Annotated in this window: 13 protein-coding genes; 8 read left to right on the top strand and 5 right to left on the bottom strand. The window is 64.6% G+C overall.

The window, feature by feature from the left end:
• The first annotated feature begins 127 nt into the window (after positions 1-127).
• Genes P5705_RS02120 through P5705_RS02105 form a run of 4 tightly spaced genes read left to right on the top strand, consistent with a single transcriptional unit; the run spans position 128 to position 9,106 of the window.
• Positions 128-1,420, top strand: coding sequence for an MdtA/MuxA family multidrug efflux RND transporter periplasmic adaptor subunit (locus tag P5705_RS02120; protein ID WP_277459359.1), 1,293 nt, complete (start codon positions 128-130; stop codon positions 1,418-1,420).
• Positions 1,417-4,515: an MdtB/MuxB family multidrug efflux RND transporter permease subunit gene (locus tag P5705_RS02115; RefSeq protein ID WP_277459358.1), complete on the top strand. Its 3,099-nt coding sequence runs from the start codon at positions 1,417-1,419 to the stop codon at positions 4,513-4,515. The genes P5705_RS02120 and P5705_RS02115 overlap by 4 nt, the downstream gene beginning before the upstream one ends.
• Positions 4,512-7,622, top strand: a complete 3,111-nt coding sequence (locus tag P5705_RS02110) for an efflux RND transporter permease subunit (RefSeq protein ID WP_277459357.1) — start codon at positions 4,512-4,514, stop codon at positions 7,620-7,622. Before P5705_RS02115 ends, P5705_RS02110 begins: the two co-directional genes overlap by 4 nt.
• Positions 7,619-9,106 (top strand): efflux transporter outer membrane subunit, encoded by a 1,488-nt coding sequence (locus P5705_RS02105; protein WP_277459356.1) that lies wholly within the window; start codon positions 7,619-7,621, stop codon positions 9,104-9,106. Before P5705_RS02110 ends, P5705_RS02105 begins: the two co-directional genes overlap by 4 nt.
• Before the next feature lie 172 nt (positions 9,107-9,278).
• Here P5705_RS02105 and P5705_RS02100 read toward each other — a convergent pair whose 3' ends face one another.
• Positions 9,279-10,583, bottom strand: coding sequence for an MFS transporter (locus tag P5705_RS02100; RefSeq protein ID WP_277459355.1), 1,305 nt, complete (start codon positions 10,581-10,583; stop codon positions 9,279-9,281).
• A 430-nt stretch (positions 10,584-11,013) separates the two neighbouring features.
• Between P5705_RS02100 and P5705_RS02095 the strand changes: the two genes are divergently transcribed.
• Together P5705_RS02095 and P5705_RS02090 are read left to right on the top strand one after the other, a co-directional pair.
• Complete coding sequence (locus P5705_RS02095; protein WP_277459354.1) at positions 11,014-11,868, top strand: hypothetical protein; 855 nt, start codon at positions 11,014-11,016, stop codon at positions 11,866-11,868.
• Complete coding sequence (locus P5705_RS02090; RefSeq protein WP_277459353.1) at positions 11,865-12,806, top strand: DUF1848 domain-containing protein; 942 nt, start codon at positions 11,865-11,867, stop codon at positions 12,804-12,806. The genes P5705_RS02095 and P5705_RS02090 overlap by 4 nt, the downstream gene beginning before the upstream one ends.
• A 14-nt stretch (positions 12,807-12,820) precedes the next feature.
• Here the strand turns inward: P5705_RS02090 and P5705_RS02085 are convergent, their stop codons facing one another.
• Both P5705_RS02085 and P5705_RS02080 read right to left on the bottom strand, forming a co-directional pair.
• Entirely contained in the window at positions 12,821-13,018 is a 198-nt protein-coding gene (locus tag P5705_RS02085) for a hypothetical protein (RefSeq protein ID WP_277459352.1), read from the bottom strand.
• A gap of 246 nt (positions 13,019-13,264) precedes the next feature.
• Entirely contained in the window at positions 13,265-13,897 is a 633-nt protein-coding gene (locus P5705_RS02080; protein ID WP_277459351.1) for a hypothetical protein, read from the bottom strand.
• A gap of 233 nt (positions 13,898-14,130) precedes the next feature.
• Here P5705_RS02080 and ppk2 point away from each other — a divergent pair, with 233 nt between their 5' ends.
• Complete coding sequence (ppk2, locus tag P5705_RS02075) at positions 14,131-14,949, top strand: polyphosphate kinase 2 (protein WP_277459350.1); 819 nt, start codon at positions 14,131-14,133, stop codon at positions 14,947-14,949.
• A gap of 79 nt (positions 14,950-15,028) precedes the next feature.
• Here ppk2 and P5705_RS02070 read toward each other — a convergent pair whose 3' ends face one another.
• Positions 15,029-15,991 (bottom strand): ribonuclease Z, encoded by a 963-nt coding sequence (locus P5705_RS02070; protein WP_277459349.1) that lies wholly within the window; start codon positions 15,989-15,991, stop codon positions 15,029-15,031.
• 210 nt (positions 15,992-16,201) lie between these two features.
• Here P5705_RS02070 and P5705_RS02065 point away from each other — a divergent pair, with 210 nt between their 5' ends.
• Positions 16,202-17,218 carry a transporter gene (locus P5705_RS02065; protein ID WP_277459348.1) on the top strand — a complete coding sequence of 339 codons (1,017 nt, stop codon included), beginning with the start codon at positions 16,202-16,204 and terminating at the stop codon, positions 17,216-17,218.
• Here P5705_RS02065 and P5705_RS02060 read toward each other — a convergent pair.
• Positions 17,169-18,002: a phosphatase PAP2 family protein gene (locus tag P5705_RS02060; RefSeq protein ID WP_277459347.1), complete on the bottom strand. Its 834-nt coding sequence runs from the start codon at positions 18,000-18,002 to the stop codon at positions 17,169-17,171. The two genes, P5705_RS02065 and P5705_RS02060, sit on opposite strands and share 50 nt — an antisense overlap.
• Position 18,003: the final 1 nt, after the last annotated feature.

The following is an 18,003-nucleotide window of genomic DNA, read 5'->3' as shown; positions in this document are numbered from 1 at the left end:
AAGTTCACCGTCTTTTCAACGTCAGCCGAAGGTAAAGCGCGGGTAAAGCCACTTTGCTAAACCGATGCCAGTGCTTATCGTTCAGGCTCTCCACGCCGTCTTTCTCTGAACAAGGTTCGTTCGACCCATGCAAGCCTCCAATTCCCGTTCCCTCCGTCGCTGGCTGTTCGGCCTGCTGATCCTGCTGCTGGTGGCCGTATTGGCCTGGTGGCAGTGGCCCGCGCCGTCGGCCCACCACGAAGCCACGGGCGGTCGCCCGGGCCGGGGCGCGGGGATGGGCATGGGCGGCCGTCCAGGCTTCGGTGCCTCCACCGAGGCGGTGCCGGTGCGCGTCGAACCGGTGCGGGTCGGTGACTTCCCGCTGTACTACAAGGCCCTGGGTACCGTGACCGCGACCAACACGGTCAACGTGCGCAGCCGGGTGGCCGGCGAGTTGGTCAAGATACATTTCAAGGAAGGCCAGCAGGTCAAGGCCGGCGACCTGCTCGCTGAAATCGACCCGCGCTCGTACCGCATCGCCCTGCAACAGGCCGAAGGCACCCTGGCGCAGAACCAGGCGCAGTTGAAGAACGCCCAGGTCGACCTGGCCCGTTATAAAGGCCTGTACGCCGAAGACAGCATCGCCAAGCAGACCCTCGACACCGCCGAGGCCCAGGTGGGCCAGTTCCAGGGGCTGGTGAAGACCAACCAGGCACAGGTCAACGACGCCCGCCTGAACCTCGATTTCACCCAGATCCGCGCGCCGATCAGCGGCCGCGTGGGCCTGCGCCAGCTGGACCTGGGCAACCTGGTGGCGGCCAACGACACCACCGCCCTGGTGGTGATCACCCAGACCGAGCCGATCAGCGTTGCCTTCACCCTGCCTGAAACCCAGCTCGACACCGTGCTCGCCCGCTATCGCAGCGGCGCCAGCCTGCCGGTCGAGGCCTGGGACCGTGGCGACCAGAAGCTGCAGGCCAGTGGCGTGCTGGGCAGCCTCGACAACCAGATCGACACCACCACCGGGACCTTGAAGTTCAAGGGCACCTTCCAGAACAAGGACCACGCCCTGTTCCCCAACCAGTTCGTCAACGTGCGCCTGCTGGCCGACACCCTCAAGCAGGTGGTGCTGGCCCCGAGCGCGGCGATCCAGTTCGGCAACGACGGCACCTTCGTCTACGTGGTCAACAATGAGAGCAAGGTCAACATCCGCAAGCTCAAGGTGGGCGCCAGCGATGGCGAGCACACAGTAGTCGTGGAAGGCCTGGCCGCCGGCGACCGTCTGGTGCTGGAAGGCACCGACCGCTTGCGCGAAGGCACCAAGGTCGAGGTGGTCGAGGACAGCTCGCAAGTGCCGGCCACCCCCGGCCAGCACCTGCAAGGGCAGGGTGCGAAAGGTTCGGCCCAGGTCGGTGAGCCGAGCGACAAGGCGGGCGCATGAACCTCTCGCGCCTGTTCATCCTGCGGCCGGTCGCCACCACGCTGAGCATGCTGGCCATCGTCCTGGCCGGCCTGATCGCCTACAAAATGCTGCCGGTGGCGGCCTTGCCCCAGGTCGACTACCCGACTATCCGCGTCATGACCCTGTACCCCGGCGCCAGCCCGCAGGTGATGACCAGCGCCGTCACCGCGCCGCTGGAGCGCCAGTTCGGGCAGATGCCCGGCCTCACACAGATGGCCTCGACCAGCTCGGGTGGCGCCTCGGTGCTGACGCTGCGCTTCAGCCTCGACATGAACATGGATGTCGCCGAGCAGCAGGTGCAGGCCGCGATCAACGCCGCCAGCAACCTGCTGCCCAGCGACCTGCCGGCGCCTCCGGTGTACAACAAGGTCAACCCGGCCGACACTCCGGTGCTGACGCTGGCCATCTCGTCGAAAACCATGCCGTTGCCCAAGCTCAACGACCTGGTCGACACCCGCGTGGCACAGAAGATCGCCCAGATCAGCGGCGTGGGCATGGTCAGCATCGCCGGTGGCCAGCGCCAGGCGGTGCGGATCAAGGTCAATGTCGACGCCCTGGCCGCCAACGGCCTCAACCTGGACGACGTGCGCACCCTGATCGGCGCCTCCAACGTCAACCAGCCCAAGGGCAACTTCGACGGCCCGACCCGGGTGTCGATGCTCGACGCCAACGACCAGCTGCGCTCGCCCGAGGAATACGCCAACCTCATCCTCAAGTACAACAACGGCGCGCCGCTGCGTCTGAAGGACATCGCCGAGATCGTCGACGGCGCCGAGAACGAGCGCCTGGCGGCCTGGGCCAACCAGAACGAGGCGGTGCTGCTGAACATCCAGCGCCAGCCCGGCGCCAACGTCATCGAGGTGGTCGACCGGATCAAGGAACTGCTGCCATCGATCACCGACAACCTGCCGGCAGGCCTTGACGTCAGTGTGCTCACCGACCGCACCCAGACCATCCGCGCCGCCGTGCGCGACGTGCAGCACGAGCTGCTGTTCGCCGTCGCCCTGGTGGTGATGGTCACCTTCCTGTTCCTGCGCCGCGTCTCCGCCACGATCATCCCTTCGATTGCCGTGCCGCTGTCGCTGATCGGTACCTTCGGGGTGATGTACCTGGCCGGTTTCTCGGTCAACAACCTCACGTTGATGGCCCTGACCATCGCCACCGGCTTCGTGGTCGACGACGCCATCGTCATGCTCGAGAACATCTCCCGGCATATCGAGGAAGGCGAGACGCCCTTGCAGGCCGCGCTCAAGGGCGCGAAGCAGATCGGCTTCACCCTGATCTCGCTGACATTCTCGCTGATCGCGGTACTCATCCCGCTGCTGTTCATGGCCGATGTGGTCGGGCGGCTGTTCCGCGAGTTCGCCATCACCCTGGCGGTGGCCATCCTGATCTCGCTGGTGGTGTCGCTGACGTTGACGCCGATGATGTGCGCGCGCCTGCTCAAGCGCGAACCGAAGGAAGAGGAGCAGGGCCGTTTCTACCGCGCCAGCGGCGCCTGGATCGACTGGCTGATCAAGCACTACGGCAGCGCCCTGACCTGGGTGCTCAAGCGCCAGCCGCTCACGTTGCTGGTGGCGGTGGCCACTCTCGCGCTGACCGTAGTGCTCTACCTGATCGTGCCCAAAGGCTTCTTCCCGGCGCAGGACACCGGGGTGATCCAGGGGATTTCGGAGGCACCGCAGTCCACCTCGTTCGCCGCCATGAGCCAGCGCCAGCAATCCCTGGCCAAGGTCATCCTCGAGGACCCGGCGGTGCAGAGCCTGTCTTCGTACATCGGCGTGGACGGCGACAACGCCACCCTCAACAGCGGCCGCCTGCTGATCAACCTCAAGCCCCACGGCGAGCGCGACGTCAGCGCCGCCCAGGTCATCAGCCGCCTGCAACCGCAGCTCGACAAGCTGGTGGGTATCCGCCTGTTCATGCAGCCGGTGCAGGACCTGAGCATCGAGGACCGGGTCAGCCGTACCCAGTACCAGTTCAGCCTCAGTTCGCCGGACGCCGAACTGCTCGCGCAGTGGAGCGGCAAGCTGGTCCAGGCCCTGCAGCAGCGGCCTGAATTGCGCGACGTGGCCAGCGACCTGCAGGACAAGGGCCTGCAGGTGTACCTGGTGATCGACCGCGACATGGCCAGCCGCCTGGGGATCAACGTCTCGCAGATCACCAGCGCACTGTACGATGCCTTCGGCCAGCGGCAGATCTCGACCATCTACACCCAGGCCAGCCAGTACCGCGTGGTGCTGCAGTCGCAGACCGCCGCCAGCCTCGGCCCGCAGGCGCTGGAGTCGATCCACGTCAAGGCCGCCGACGGCGGCCAGGTGCGCCTGTCGGCGCTGGCGCGCATCGAGCAGCGCCAGGCGCAACTGGCCATCTCGCACATCGGCCAGTTCCCGGCGGTGATGATGTCGTTCAACCTGGCCCATGGCGCGTCGCTGGGCGAGGCGGTCAAGGTGATCGAGCAGGTGCAGCAGGAGATCGGCATGCCGATCGGCGTGCAGACCCAGTTCCAGGGCGCCGCCGAGGCGTTCCAGGCTTCGCTGTCGAGCACCTTGCTGCTGATCCTGGCCGCCGTGGTGACCATGTACATCGTGCTGGGGGTGCTCTACGAGAGCTACATCCACCCGGTGACCATCCTCTCCACGCTGCCATCGGCGGCGGTGGGCGCCTTGCTGGCGCTGCTGCTCAGCGGCAATGACCTGGGGATGATCGCCATCATCGGCATCATCCTGCTGATCGGCATCGTCAAGAAGAACGCGATCATGATGATCGACTTCGCCCTGGAGGCCGAGCGTCACCAGGGCATGACCCCGCACGACGCGATCTACCAGGCGGCGCTGCTGCGCTTCCGGCCTATCCTGATGACCACCCTGGCCGCGCTGCTCGGCGCCGTGCCGCTGATGCTCGCCACCGGTTCCGGCGCCGAGCTGCGCCAGCCGCTGGGCCTGGTGATGGTCGGCGGGCTGCTGGTGAGCCAGGTGCTGACCCTGTTCACCACGCCGGTCATCTACCTGTACTTCGATCGCCTGGCGCGCCGTTGGCGCCCAGCCACCGAGCAACAGCAGGCCGAAGCATGAACCTGTCCGGACCGTTCATTCGCCGGCCGGTAGCCACCATGCTGCTGAGCCTGGCGATCATGTTGCTGGGCGCGGTGAGCTTCGGCCTGCTGCCGGTTTCGCCGCTGCCGCAGATGGATTTCCCGGTGATCGTGGTGTCGGCCAACCTGCCGGGCGCCAGCCCGGAAGTCATGGCTTCCACCGTGGCCACGCCGCTGGAGCGCAAGCTGGGCGCCATCGCCGGTGTCACCACCCTGACCAGCAGTTCCAACCAGGGGTCGACCCGGGTGATCATCGGCTTCGACCTGGGCCGCGACATCGACGGCGCGGCGCGCGAAGTGCAGGCGGCGATCAACGCCACCCGCAACCTGCTGCCCAGCGGCATGCGCAGCATGCCCACGTACAAGAAGATCAACCCGTCCCAGGCGCCGATCATGGTGCTGTCGCTGACCTCCGACGTGCTTTCGAAAGGCAAGCTGTACGACCTGGCCGACACCATCCTGTCCCAGAGCCTGTCCCAGGTCAGCGGGGTAGGGGAAGTGCAGATCGGCGGCAGCTCGCTGCCCGCCGTGCGCATCGAGCTGGAACCGCAGTTGCTCAACCAGTACGGCCTGTCGCTGGACGACGTGCGCAGCGCCGTGGCCAACGCCAACCAGCGCCGGCCCATGGGCTTCGTCGAGGACCAGGAACGCAACTGGCAGGTGCGTGCCAACGACCAGTTGGAAAAGGCCGAGGACTACAAACCGGTGGTGATCCGCCAGTCCAATGGCGCGATCCTGCGCCTGTCCGACGTGGCCAAGGTCACCGATGGCGTGGAGAACCGCTACAACAGCGGCTTCTTCAACGATGAAAGCGCGGTGCTGCTGGTGATCAACCGCCAGACCAACGCCAACATCATCGAGACGGTCGGGCAGATCAAGGCCGAACTGCCGGCCTTGCAGTCGCTGCTGCCGGCCAGCGTCAAGCTCAACGTGGCCATGGACCGCTCGCCGGTGATCAAGGCCACGCTCAAGGAGGCCGAGCACACGTTGCTGATCGCCGTGGTGCTGGTGATCCTGGTGGTCTACCTGTTCCTCGGCAACCTGCGTGCTTCGCTGATCCCGAGCCTGGCGGTGCCGGTGTCGCTGGTGGGCACCTTCGCGGTCATGTACCTGTGCGGGTTCTCGCTGAACAACCTGTCGCTGATGGCGCTGATTCTGGCCACCGGGCTGGTGGTGGACGATGCCATCGTGGTGCTGGAGAACATTTCCCGGCATATCGAGAACGGCGAGAAACCGCTGCGCGCCGCCTACAAGGGCGCGCAGGAGGTGGGCTTCACCTTGCTGTCGATGAACGTGTCGCTGGTGGCGGTGTTCGTCTCGATCCTGTTCATGGGCGGCATCGTCCGTGGGTTGTTCAAGGAATTCTCCATCACCCTGGCGGCGGCGATCATCGTCTCGCTGGTGGTGTCGCTCACGTTGACCCCCATGCTCTGTTCGCGCTGGCTCAAGGTCCATGGCCCGCAGCAGCAGACCCGCTTGCAACGCTGGAGCGACCGCGTTCACCAGCGCATGGTGGCCGGCTATGACCGGAGCCTGGGTTGGGCCCTGCGCCACAAGCGCCTCACCCTGCTCAGCCTGCTGACCACCATCGTGCTCAACATCGCGCTCTATGTGGTGGTGCCCAAGACCTTGATGCCCCAGCAGGACACCGGCCAGTTGCAAGGCTTCATCCGTGGCGACGATGGCCTGTCGTTCAGCGTGATGCAACCGAAGATGGAAATCTATCGACGCGCCTTGCTCAAGGACCCGGCCGTGGAGAGCGTCGCCGGTTTCATCGGCGGCAACAGCGGCACCAACAACGCCTTCGTGCTGGTGCGCCTGAAACCCATCAACGTACGCAAGGAAGACGCGCAGAAGGTGATCGACCGCCTGCGCAAGGCGTTGCCCAAGGTGCCAGGCGGGCGCCTGTACCTGATGGCCGACCAGGACCTGCAACTGGGCGGCGGCGGCCGCGACCAGAGTACCTCCGAGTATCTGTACACCCTGCAGAGCGGCGACCTGGCAGCCTTGCGCGAATGGTTCCCGAAAGTCACCGCCGAGCTGCGCAAGCTGCCGGAGCTGACTGCCATCGACGCCCGCGACGGCGCCGGCACGCAGCAAGTGACGCTGGTGGTCGACCGCGACCAGGCCAAGCGCCTGGGGATCGACATGGACATGGTCACCGCCGTGCTCAACAACGCCTACAGCCAGCGGCAGATCTCGACCATCTACGACAGCCTCAACCAGTACCAGGTGGTGCTGGAGATCAACCCCAGGTACGCCTGGGACCCGAGCACCCTGGAACAGGTGCAGGTGATCACCGCCGACGGCGCCCGCGTGCCGCTGTCGAGCTTCGCCCGCTACGAGAACTCGCTGGCCAACGACCGCGTCAGCCACGAAGGCCAGTTCGCCTCCGAGAGCATCAACTTCGACGTGGCCGAGGGCTACAGCCCCGACCAGGCTCTGGCGGCGCTGGAGCGCGCGGTGGCCAAGCTCGGCCTGCCCGAGGCGGTGATCGCCAAGCTGGGCGGCACGGCCGATGCCTTCAGCAAGACCACCGAAGGCCAACCGCTGATGATTCTCGGCGCGTTGCTGCTGGTGTACCTGGTGCTGGGCATCCTGTACGAGAGCTACATCCACCCGCTGACCATCCTCTCCACGCTGCCCTCGGCCGGTGTCGGCGCCTTGCTGGCGCTGTACCTGACGGGCGGGCAGTTCAGCCTGATCTCGTTGCTGGGGCTGTTCCTGCTGATCGGTGTGGTGAAGAAGAACGCCATCCTGATGATCGACCTGGCCCTGCAACTGGAGCGCAATGAGGGCCTGTCGCCGGAAGAGTCGATCCGCCGTGCCTGCCTGCTGCGCCTGCGGCCGATCCTGATGACCACCCTGGCCGCCATGCTCGGTGCGCTGCCCTTGCTGCTGAGCCGCGCCGAGGGCGCCGAAATGCGCCAGCCGCTCGGCCTGACCATCATCGGTGGCCTGGTGTTCAGCCAGGTCCTCACCCTCTATACAACGCCCGTGGTCTACCTGTACCTCGACCGCCTGCGCCACCGTTTCAACCGTTGGCGCGGCGTGCGCACCGACGCTGCCCTGGATACCCCGCTATGAACTTTGCCCAGACCCGCCTGCACCGTGCCCTCAAGCTGCTGACCGAGGGGCGCGGTTCGCGCCTGCTCGGCGCGGGCCTGTGCGTGGCGATGCTCAGCGCCTGCACCCTGAGCCCCGACTACCACCGCCCCGAGCTGAGCACCCCGGCGCAGTTCAAGCAGGCCGAAGGCTGGACCCAGGCCAACCCGTCGGATGCCATCGCCCGGGGGGCCTGGTGGGAGATCTATGGCGACCGGCAGCTCAACACGCTGGTCGAGGAGCTCAATCGCAGCAACCAGACCGTCGCGCAGTACGAAGCCCAGTACCGCCAGGCGCAGGCCCTGGTGCGCAGCAGCCGAGCCGCGTTGTTCCCTTCGCTCGACCTGACCACCACCAAGAACCGTTCCGCCCAGGGCACCGGCAGTTCCAGCTCCAGCCTGTCGAACAACAGCAGCGGCATCCGCAACACCTACAACGCCCAGCTTGGCGTGAGTTGGGAGATCGACCTGTGGGGCAAGTTGCGCGAGACGATGAATGCCAACGAAGCCAGCGCCGAGGCCAGCCTCGCCGACATGGCGGCCATCCGCCTGAGCCAGCAGTCCGAACTGGTGCAGAACTACCTGCAATTACGGGTGATCGATGAACAGAAGCGCTTGCTGGAGGCTACCGTCGCCGCCTATGAGCGTTCGTTGAAGATGAACGAAAACCAGTACCGCGCCGGGGTCGCCGGCCCCGACGCGGTCGCCCAGGCGCGCACCCAGCTCAAGAGCACCCAGGCCGACCTGATCGACCTGGCCTGGCAGCGGGCGCAGTACGAGAACGCCATCGCCGTGCTGATGGGCAAGGCCCCGGCCGACTTCGCCCTGGCCGCCACCAACGCCATCCCGGCCTTGCCGCAGATTCCCGTTTCGCTGCCATCGCAGTTGTTGGAACGCCGGCCCGATATCGCTTCGGCCGAGCGCAAGGTCATGGCGGCCAACTCGAATATCGGCGTGTCCCGGGCGGCGTATTTCCCGGACCTGTCGTTGAGCATGAGCGGCGGGTATTCCAGCAGCAGCTTCAGCAACTGGATCGAGTTGCCCAACCGCTATTGGTCGGTCGGGCCGCAACTGGCGCTGAACCTGTTCGACGCCGGCAAGCGCAGCGCCGAGGTTGATCGCACCGTGGCGGTCTATGACCAGACCGTGGCGCAGTACCGCCAGACCGTGCTGGATGGCTTCAAGGAGGTGGAGAACTATCTGGTGCAGCTGAAGGTGTATGCCGACGAGGCAGGGGTGCGGCAAGAGGCGCTGGAGGCGGCGCGGGAGTCGCTGCGGTTGACCGAGAACCAGTACAAGGCGGGTTTGATCGGCTACCTGGATGTGGTGAACGTGCAGACCACGGCGCTCAGCAATGAGCGCAGCGTGCTGAACCTGCTGCAGGGGCGGTTGGTGGCGAGTGTGCAGTTGATCGCGGCGCTGGGGGGCGGGTGGGATGCCCAGCAGGCGTTGGCGGGTGAAGATTGAATTTCAGCGGCGCCCAGGCTTATGCAGCTGTCGCCAGCGGGATTGTTCGTGGCCTTTAGGTCGTATTCGCCGGCAAGGCCGGCTCCTACAAGGTCCGCGTCTGCGATCATCCTGTAGGAGCCGGCTTTACCGGCGAACCATGGGTGCAAACACCTGGTCCTTTTGTGCCTGTTCAGTGCCCTTCAGGGCGCGGTGATGGCGCCGCCGTGCCGCCATCCATCGCATCCAGCGTCGGATGCTCCTGCGCCGCCTGGCGCAGATCCTCGGTCACCCGCAGCTCGGCGCCGGTCGGCGAAAAGGTCGCGGTTGGCGCGAACGGGGCAGGGTGCTCCGGCGCCGGGCGCTTGCCGCGGCGCCAGAGGAAGAAGCCGACCATGGCCAGGTTGATCACGGCAAAGGCCCAGAACAGGCCGACTTCGCCATAGGAGGTCATCATCGGCGAGATGGCCAGCGGCGCCATGGCCGAGCCCAGCGAGTTGATCAACAGCAGGCCCTGGATCATCGGCACCAGGGCATCGGCCGGCGCCCGGTCGGCCGCGCTGCTGACCGCCACCGGGTACAGCGCGAACACGCCGCCGCCCAGCAGGAACAGCAACGCCGGCAGCAGCACGGTGTCGGTCGGCAGCAGCACGATCAGCACCGACAACACGACGCACGCGCCGGCCAGGGTGATCAGCACGTCCTGGCGGTCCTTGCGGTCGGACCAGCGCCCGACCGGGTATTGCAGCAGCATGGCGCCGAGGATCACCCAGGCCATCATGTCGCCGATCTCGCCGATGTCCAGGCCGATGCGCTGCAGGTACAGCGGCAGCAGGGCATAGATGCCCGCGATGGCGACACCCGAACCGAAACAGCCGACCAGCCCGGTCGGCGCCACACCCAGCAGTTGGCGTGGCTTGAGCGGTTCGACCTGGTCCAGCAACGGCGACACTCGGGGCAGGATCACGATCGGCAGCACCGACAGGGTGGCAAGCATGCCGGCGAGCATGAAGGGCGCGGTATCGCCCCAGCTGGTGATCTCGCCGAGGGTGGCCTGGGCGATCACCCCGGCGCCGTAGAAGGCGATCATGTACAGCGCCAGCAGGCGACCCCGGATCTTGGCGTCGCCGGCCAGCAGCAGCCAGCTTTCGATCACCAGGAACACGCCCACCGCGGCCCAGCCGTTGAGCAGGCGCAGCACCGACCACCAGGTGGTGTCGTAGAACAGCCCCTGCAGCAGGATGGTCGCGCCGATCAGCGCGGCGAAGCTGCTATAGGCGCGGATATGGCCGATGCGCAGGATCAGCCGGTCGTTGAACACCGCACCCAGGGTCAAACCGATGAAGTAGGCCGAGGACACCACGCCGATGGTAGTGGCCGACTCGCCGGCAGCGCCCAGGCGCAGGGTGGTCAGGGAAGACATGAAGCCATTGCCCAGGGCAATGATGAACAAGCCGAGCAGGGGTGCCAGCGCCATCGCCAGCAAACGCGGAGACATACGTACCTCAAGGTTGGAAAACGCGGATGTGCGCCTTTTCGGTTACAGCCGGCGAGCCGGAGAGGCTGCGACCTTGGCAAGGGTCAACCGCTGGGCCTGTTGCGGGAAAGGCCGGGCGGGGGCGGTTGAGCCTGGTGCACATGGGCGATGTGGCGAGGCACGGACGCGGTCCTTGCGGGCGCTTGCCACCGGATTGGGCGACGGGCGAAAAGGAAGCGCGATTTTACGGGCTGTGGGGGATTTGCCAAGGGGGACGAGGCTGCGGCGAGAGGACGCAGGGAAGACGTCAGGGCCACGCTCAATAAGAGCTGTATTTAATCATCAGAATACAATCGATAATCATTCTTACATGTCCTGGCTTTTGTGTGGTAGCTCATTGATATTATCTGCGGTAGGATTATATCCGCTACGTACTCAGGGAGAGCAGGGCGTGATATACAATGCTGAATTCGTCAACGAGTTGTTGGGTAATTTCCATGCATCGTTTCTCAAGAACAAAGACAAGTGGTGCACTATCTCTCAAGTAGGACCCGAGGGTAATGCCTACAAGAAGAAAATGTACCAGAAGCTCTACACGCTACGTTTTTTTCCCGCGTACTATCTTGAGTATTGCTTGTTGGCCAGTGAACTGAAACAGCGCTTGCCAACGGATTGCAAGAGTATTCAGGTCGCGTCTTTCGGGTGTGGTATCTGCCCCGACTACTACGCGTTGCGAGATAACCTTGGGGATGTCGAGTTCGATTACTATGGCTTCGACAATTGCCAATGGTCCACACAGCGGCTGATTCCGGAGAACGAGGACGATAACCTGATTTTTCATCACCTTAATACGAAGGCGCTGAAGCGGGTGGATCTCGAGGAGATCGACGTTTTCGTCTTCCCGAAGTCAATCAGCGACATTGCGGCGAGTGGCGGGCTGGAACGCCTGGCGAAAAGCATCTCGGCAACAGAGAATGATCGGATTTTTTTCCTTAACTCTTACGTTTCCAACGGCAGTGAAAGTAAAAAGTCCTCAGGAAATCTTCGTCATTTTGATGTCGTTCACGAGGCGTTGAGCAAAGTGGGTTTCAGCACTCAGGACGACAGGTATAAAACCCGATTCAAGGGTACGTTTGGTGAAGGTCTCAGAAAGGTTTCATGGGATTTTTGTTACCCCGATGAGCTGAAACTAAAATGCGCTGACCAAGGAAAGTTTCCATCGTGTGAGGGCTGCAACGTCGTGAAACTGCCCGTGATGACCAATCGCTTCATGGATTACCAACTGCTCGAGTACACCCGTACATGATCATCAGCGCCAGTCGCCGGACTGATATCCCTGCGTTCTATGCCGACTGGTTCATGAACCGTGTCCAGCAGGGCTTCCTGCTGACCCGCAATCCGTTCAACTATCACCAGATCTCCCGGGTCTCCCTCGCCCCGGCCGATGTCGACGCCATCGTGTTCTGGACCCGCAACCCCCGCCACCTGATGAAATCGCTGGACACCCTGGACGCTCGCGGGCTGCGCTACTACTTCCACTACACGATCACCGGTTATCCGCGTGCCATTGAAAAGTCCGTCCCGCGGCCGATGGACGCCATCCGCTGCTTCATCGACCTGAGCCAGCGCGTGGGCTCTGGCAAGGTGATCTGGCGCTACGACCCGATCCTGGTGTCCAACCTGATCGACCTTGCCGAGCACAAGCGGCTGTTCGCCAAGATCGCTGGCCTGCTGGCAGGCCATACCGAGCGGGTGGTCATCAGTTTTGCCGACTTCTACAAGAAAACCAGCAGCAACCTGGCCAAGGTGGAGGGGTTGATCTGCTCCGATGTACTGGCCACCCCGGACGCACTGCTCGACCTTGCCCACTACATGGCGCAGGTCGCACAGGCGCACGGCATGCAGATACAGAGTTGCGCCGAAGAAGTGGATACCGACGCGGCGGGTATCGCTCATGGTAAATGCATCGATGACCGACTGCTGGCGGACTTGTTCGGTATTACGCTCAAAGGCACCAAGGACGTCGGTCAGCGTGCGGCCTGTGGTTGTATCAAGAGCGTCGATATCGGTGTCTACAACACCTGTCTGCATGGTTGCGCGTACTGTTATGCCACGTTCAACCATGAGAAGACGCTTGCCCAGCGTCAGCAGCACGATCCGGCCAGCCCATTCCTCATTGGTGGTACGGAAGGGGTATCGCCAGCGTTGCTGGAGCCGCGCAAAAGTCAGTCGACGCTGTTCTGAGGCAACCGCGGCGGTCAGCTCGATGAGTCGGAGGCCTCGGCCTGATGCTGATCTTGCCGGGGCAATTCTTTGGCCAAGGCCTCCTGGGCCTGTTGGCGTTGCAGGGCCCATTGATCGCTGCGCTCCTTGAGGCGGTCTGCGCCGCCCTCGGCAAATGCCGTGGTCATTGCGGTCATGGTCAGCAGTGCGAGGGCACAGAGCAGGGGTTTCATCGAAGTCATCTCCATCATGGGGGGCAGTGCGGTCGGGTAGCGACCTGTTGACGGGCATGATGGCGGAGCAGGATTTTCCCCGGATTAAGACGCAGGATCAGCGTGGCATCTGTAGGAGCGGCCTTGAGCCGCGAAAGGGCTGCGTAGCAGCCCCAGGATTTCAGCTTTGGCAAAGATCGCCGGGGCCGCTCTGCGACCCTTTCGCGGCACAAGGCCGCTCCTACAGGGATCGAGCCAGTCTCACGATCACCGGGTGATCAACCGCTCATGCACCCAGCCCTGGTCGGTCAACACCATGGCGCGGGTCTCCTCGAGCGGCTTCGCGGCACTGCCGGCGGCCTGGCCCAGGCCAATGACGCCGGCCTGCACCGCCTCATCGCCGGCCCAGCTCGGCAGGTCGGTGACCTGGTAGCGGTAAGTCACCTGAGAAACCTTGCGCCCTTCGCGTTCGGCCGGCTTGCTGAACGCGGTGATCTCGGTGAGCCGGGCCTTGCCGAAGCACAACCCGCCGGTGCTGCCGCCATCCGCACGTTTCGCGGCCTCGGCGCGGTAGTACTTGCGGCCCTCGTCGGTGAGTTCGTAGGCGTAATAGATGTCGGTGCGTGCGGGCTGCCAAAGGCGCTCGGGCACCTCGGTGCGGGAAATCTCCTGTTCGCTGACCACGCCGACCTTGGCCAGGGCGCGCAGCGCCTTGTTGGTGCCATCGACGTCGAAGTCACGGGTCCGGGCGGGGAAGGCGGTGATCACGAAGCAGTGCGGGTACTGGGTGTCGAGGTAGGCTTGGGCGGCCTGGCGAAAGCTGGCTTCGCGGGTGTCCTGGCCGGCCGAGCAGCCGAACAGCGTGGCCAGCAGGGCCAGCGGTACGATCTTCCTGTTCATCGTAAGGCTTCCTTGTAGTTGCCAATTGCGCAGCGAACACCGGCCGGGCCGGTCGGATCGGGATTAGAACCCGCAAGCCAGAGCAGCCGCAATCATGGCATCTGGACATATCGGCGGGGTTATGCGCGCACCGCAGGGTGTTGGGACGGGTGAAAAACCAGGGGTCATCCATACTGCTCTGATCCGCCCCGGCGTCACCGGGGCAACCGGGGACTTTCCAGGAGAGCAGGCAGATGGCCAAGGCCGAAGGCAAGAAACGCAAGGGTGACGACGGCAAGCGGTTGGGGCGCAAGGCTTATGAAAGCGAACTCAAGCGCCTGCATGTGGAGCTGGTGAAGCTGCAGCAGTGGGTGGTGGAGAAGGGCCTGAAGGTGTGCATCGTCTTCGAAGGCCGCGATGGCGCCGGCAAGGGCGGCACGATCAAGGCCATCACCGAGCGGGTCAGCCCGCGGGTGTTCCGGGTGGTGGCGCTGCCGGCGCCGACCGAGCGGGAAAAGACCCAGATCTACGCCCAGCGCTACCTCACCCATCTGCCGGCCGCCGGTGAAGTGGTGATCTTCGACCGCAGTTGGTACAACCGCGCCGGCGTCGAGCGGGTGATGGGCTTTTGCAGCGACGAGCAGGCGCAGAAGTTCCTCACCGTGGTGCCGATGTTCGAACGGATGATGGTCGAGTCGGGGATCATCCTGATCAAGTACTGGCTGGAAGTCAGCGCCGAGGAGCAGGCGCGGCGCCTTCAAGACCGCATCGACGACGGCCGCAAGCTGTGGAAGCTGTCGCCGATGGACATCAAGTCCTATAACCGCTGGGATCAGTACACCCGCGCCCGCGACGAGATGTTCGCCGCCTCGGATTCATCCTGGGCGCCGTGGTACATGGCGCGGTCGGAAGACAAGCGCAAGGCGCGGCTGAACATTATCAGTCACTTCTTACAGCAGATTTCCTACAAGGATTTAAGCCAGGCGCACAAGGTCACGCTGCCCAAGCGCGGCAAGATCGGTAAATACAAGGCTGCGCCTTATCCGTTCAAGATGGTCGCGGAGCGGTTTTGAAACTGTAGGAGCGGCTTCAGCCGCGATCACCCGCGAAGCGGGTGCCACCACCGTGGTGCCTGTATCGCGGCTAAAGCCGCTACAAGACCTCGATCAGCCGGCCATCGCGCCCCAGGTGATAGCGCTGCAGATCCTGCGCCAGGACCAGATTGCCGCAGTAATGCGCCACCGCTTCTTCACGCACATCCTCGATCGAGCTGCCACGTGCCGCGCCAGCGCCCTGATACCGCGCACTGAAGTGGGTCAGCACCAGGTTCGGCACCTGCGCCGCTTCGGCAAACCGCGCCACCGCCGCGGCGGTGCTGTGGCCGAAGGTGGCCTGGGCACGTTCGACCACCGGCTCGGTAAAGGTCGACTCGTGCACCAGCACATCCACACCTTTGGCCAGCTCGGCCAGCAACTCAGGGCGGTCGTTGTCGCCACAGACGATGATGCGTTGCGGCGGGCGCTGGGGCTGAAGGTAGTGCTGAGGGTCCAGTCGGCGTCCTTCATGCTCCACCGTCATGCCACGGGCCAGCTGACCCCACAGCGGCCCGGCCGGCACGCCATCGGCCTGCAGGCGCGCGGTATCCAGCCGTGGCTCGGGGTCCTGTTCATCGAACACGAAGCCATAGGACGGCACCCGGTGGGACAGCTCGACCTTGCCGACCTGGATATTGCCGCTGGTGAACCCATCGAAGGTTTCGAGAGGCTGCAATTGCAGCTCGAACGGCAGGTAGGTATCGCTGACCGCCAGGCCCTGGCGCACCCAGTCGTGCAGGGCGGTGGGCATGATCAGCGGCAGCGGCGCCTTGCGCCCGGACATGCCCGCGCTGGCCAGCAGCCCCGGCAGGCCGAAGCAGTGGTCGCCGTGGACATGGGTGATGAAGATCGCGCGCAAGTCGCGCATCGACAGCGGGCTGCGCAGCAGCTGGTGCTGGGTGCCCTCGCCACAATCGACCAGGTACCAGCCGTGGCCGGTGGATTCGATGACGGCGGTTGCGCTTACATTGCGGGCCTTGGTGGGCACACCGGAGGAGGTGCCCAGAAACTGCAGGTCCATTGCCTGACTCCTTGACGTTTACGACGCGCCGCATTGCGCGGCGCGCGCGGAGGCTAGCATGGCTGCGGCCGCGAGCAAAGCTGTTCAGCGATGCAGGCAAGGTGTGAGAAGTGTAATGCCGCTCGGCGGGCGGGCAGGGCCGTGAAACTGTCATGCGCTTGTCATGAGGCTGACTCTAGGATGCCAGGACACCTCCGGATCGCATCGCGCATGCTCAACGCCACCACGCCACACCACGAAGCGGACCTGCACGGCCTGCTCTACGCCTATGTGTTTCGCCCCGGCCTGCCGGGGCGCGAACTCGACGCGACGCAAGCGACGGCTCGCCTGCTCGCGCCCGGCCACAGCGACGAGTTCCTCTGGTTGCACCTGAACCTTGCCCACGCCGCTTGCGAGCGCTGGATGAAGAGCAACCTCGACCTGCCGGAAACCTTCTTCGAGACCTTGCGCGAGGGTTCGCGCTCCACGCGAATTGAGCACGTCGACTCAGCCTTGCTGGCGGTGGTCAACGACCTGGTGTTCAGCTTTGGTCTGGTGTCTTCCGATGTCTCGACGCTATGGGCCTGCGCCCGCGGCCGGCTGCTGGTGAGTGCCCGGCGGCAGCCGTTGCACTCGGTGGACGAGCTGCGCTCCTCGGTGAAGCGCGGGGAGTGCTTCGGTTCCACGGTGGAACTGCTGGTGCATCTGGTGCGCGACCAGAGCGACCTGCTGACCCAGGTGGTGCGCGAGACCACGCTGAAGGTCGACCGTATCGAAGACCAGCTGCTATCGCTGCGTTTGAGCGACAACCGTGCCGAGTTGAGCAGCCTGCGCCGCGTGCTGGTGCGCCTGCAACGCCTGCTGGCACTGGAGCCCGGTTCGTTGCTGCGCCTGCTCAACCGCCCGCCCGAGTGGCTGGGCGAACAGGATATCCGCCAGCTGCGGGCCTCCACCGAGGAGTTCTCGGTGATCATCAACGACCTCACCAGCCTGGTCGAGCGGATCAAGCTGCTGCAGGAAGAGATCGCCGCCAAGCTCACCGAGGAGAACAACCGCACGCTGTTCACCCTGACCGTGGTGACGGTGCTGGCCCTGCCGATCAACATCATCGCCGGCTTCTTCGGCATGAACGTGGGCGGCGTGCCGCTGGCGGACGACCCTCATGGTTTCTGGGTGCTGGTGGCGCTGGTGGTGACCTTCACGGTAATTGCAGGGCGCTGGGCGTTTCGCAAGCGCGGGGACTATTGACCGTGGCGACGGCCGACGCCTGCAGCGCCGGTCGGCCGTAGAACACCAGCGCGGTGCCCCAGCTGGTCAGCCAGACGAAGATCCCGGCCCAGAATGTGTGCGACATGTAGTGCCAGCCTTGCAGTACACGGGTGGTCCCGTAGATGAAACCGACCACGAGGATCGCCAGCAATAGCTTGCGGGCGTGTGGCCAGCGGTGGCGCAGGGCGACGAAGTACAGGGCCAGCAAGGTGAAACCACTGGAAGCGTGGCCGCCCGGCCAGCAGCGGCCTGGCCCGGCCTTGTCCAGCCAGGTGAACTGCTGGTACCACTCCAGGTGCGCCTCGCTGCCCCCGTACAGGGTGGTTTCCACCGGGCAGTACACGCCGGTGTGGCTCTTGAGGTAATGGATGACGCCGGTGCACAGGGCAAAGGCCACCACGACATACAGGAAGTCGCGCCGGTGATCGGCGGTAAAGCGCAGCAGCGGGGCGATTCGAATACCTTCGACGGCGCGGGTCGCTTGTGCGGAACGACGCAACAACGGCCACAGCAATGACAGCAGCAGGCCGATGACGGCCAGTTCGCCGGTCCAGTCCGGCAGAATCCGCGGCCACTTGTGGGTGGCTTTCTCGAACCAGACGTTGTGCTGGAAGATGAACTGGCCGCTGGCTGGGTCCAGCAGCAGGTCGCTGAGCCAGCGGTCCAGGCGGGTAAGGTCGAACAGCACGAAGACCAGCACCGACAGCAGCAGCGGCAGGCCGAGGTTGTTCAGGTAGAAACGCGCGCGCGGTGTGAATGGCATG

Origin of the sequence: Pseudomonas entomophila (assembly GCF_029478665.1) — a bacterium.
Taxonomy (GTDB): domain Bacteria; phylum Pseudomonadota; class Gammaproteobacteria; order Pseudomonadales; family Pseudomonadaceae; genus Aquipseudomonas; species Aquipseudomonas entomophila_F.
This window is presented reverse-complemented; position numbering and strand designations above follow the sequence as displayed.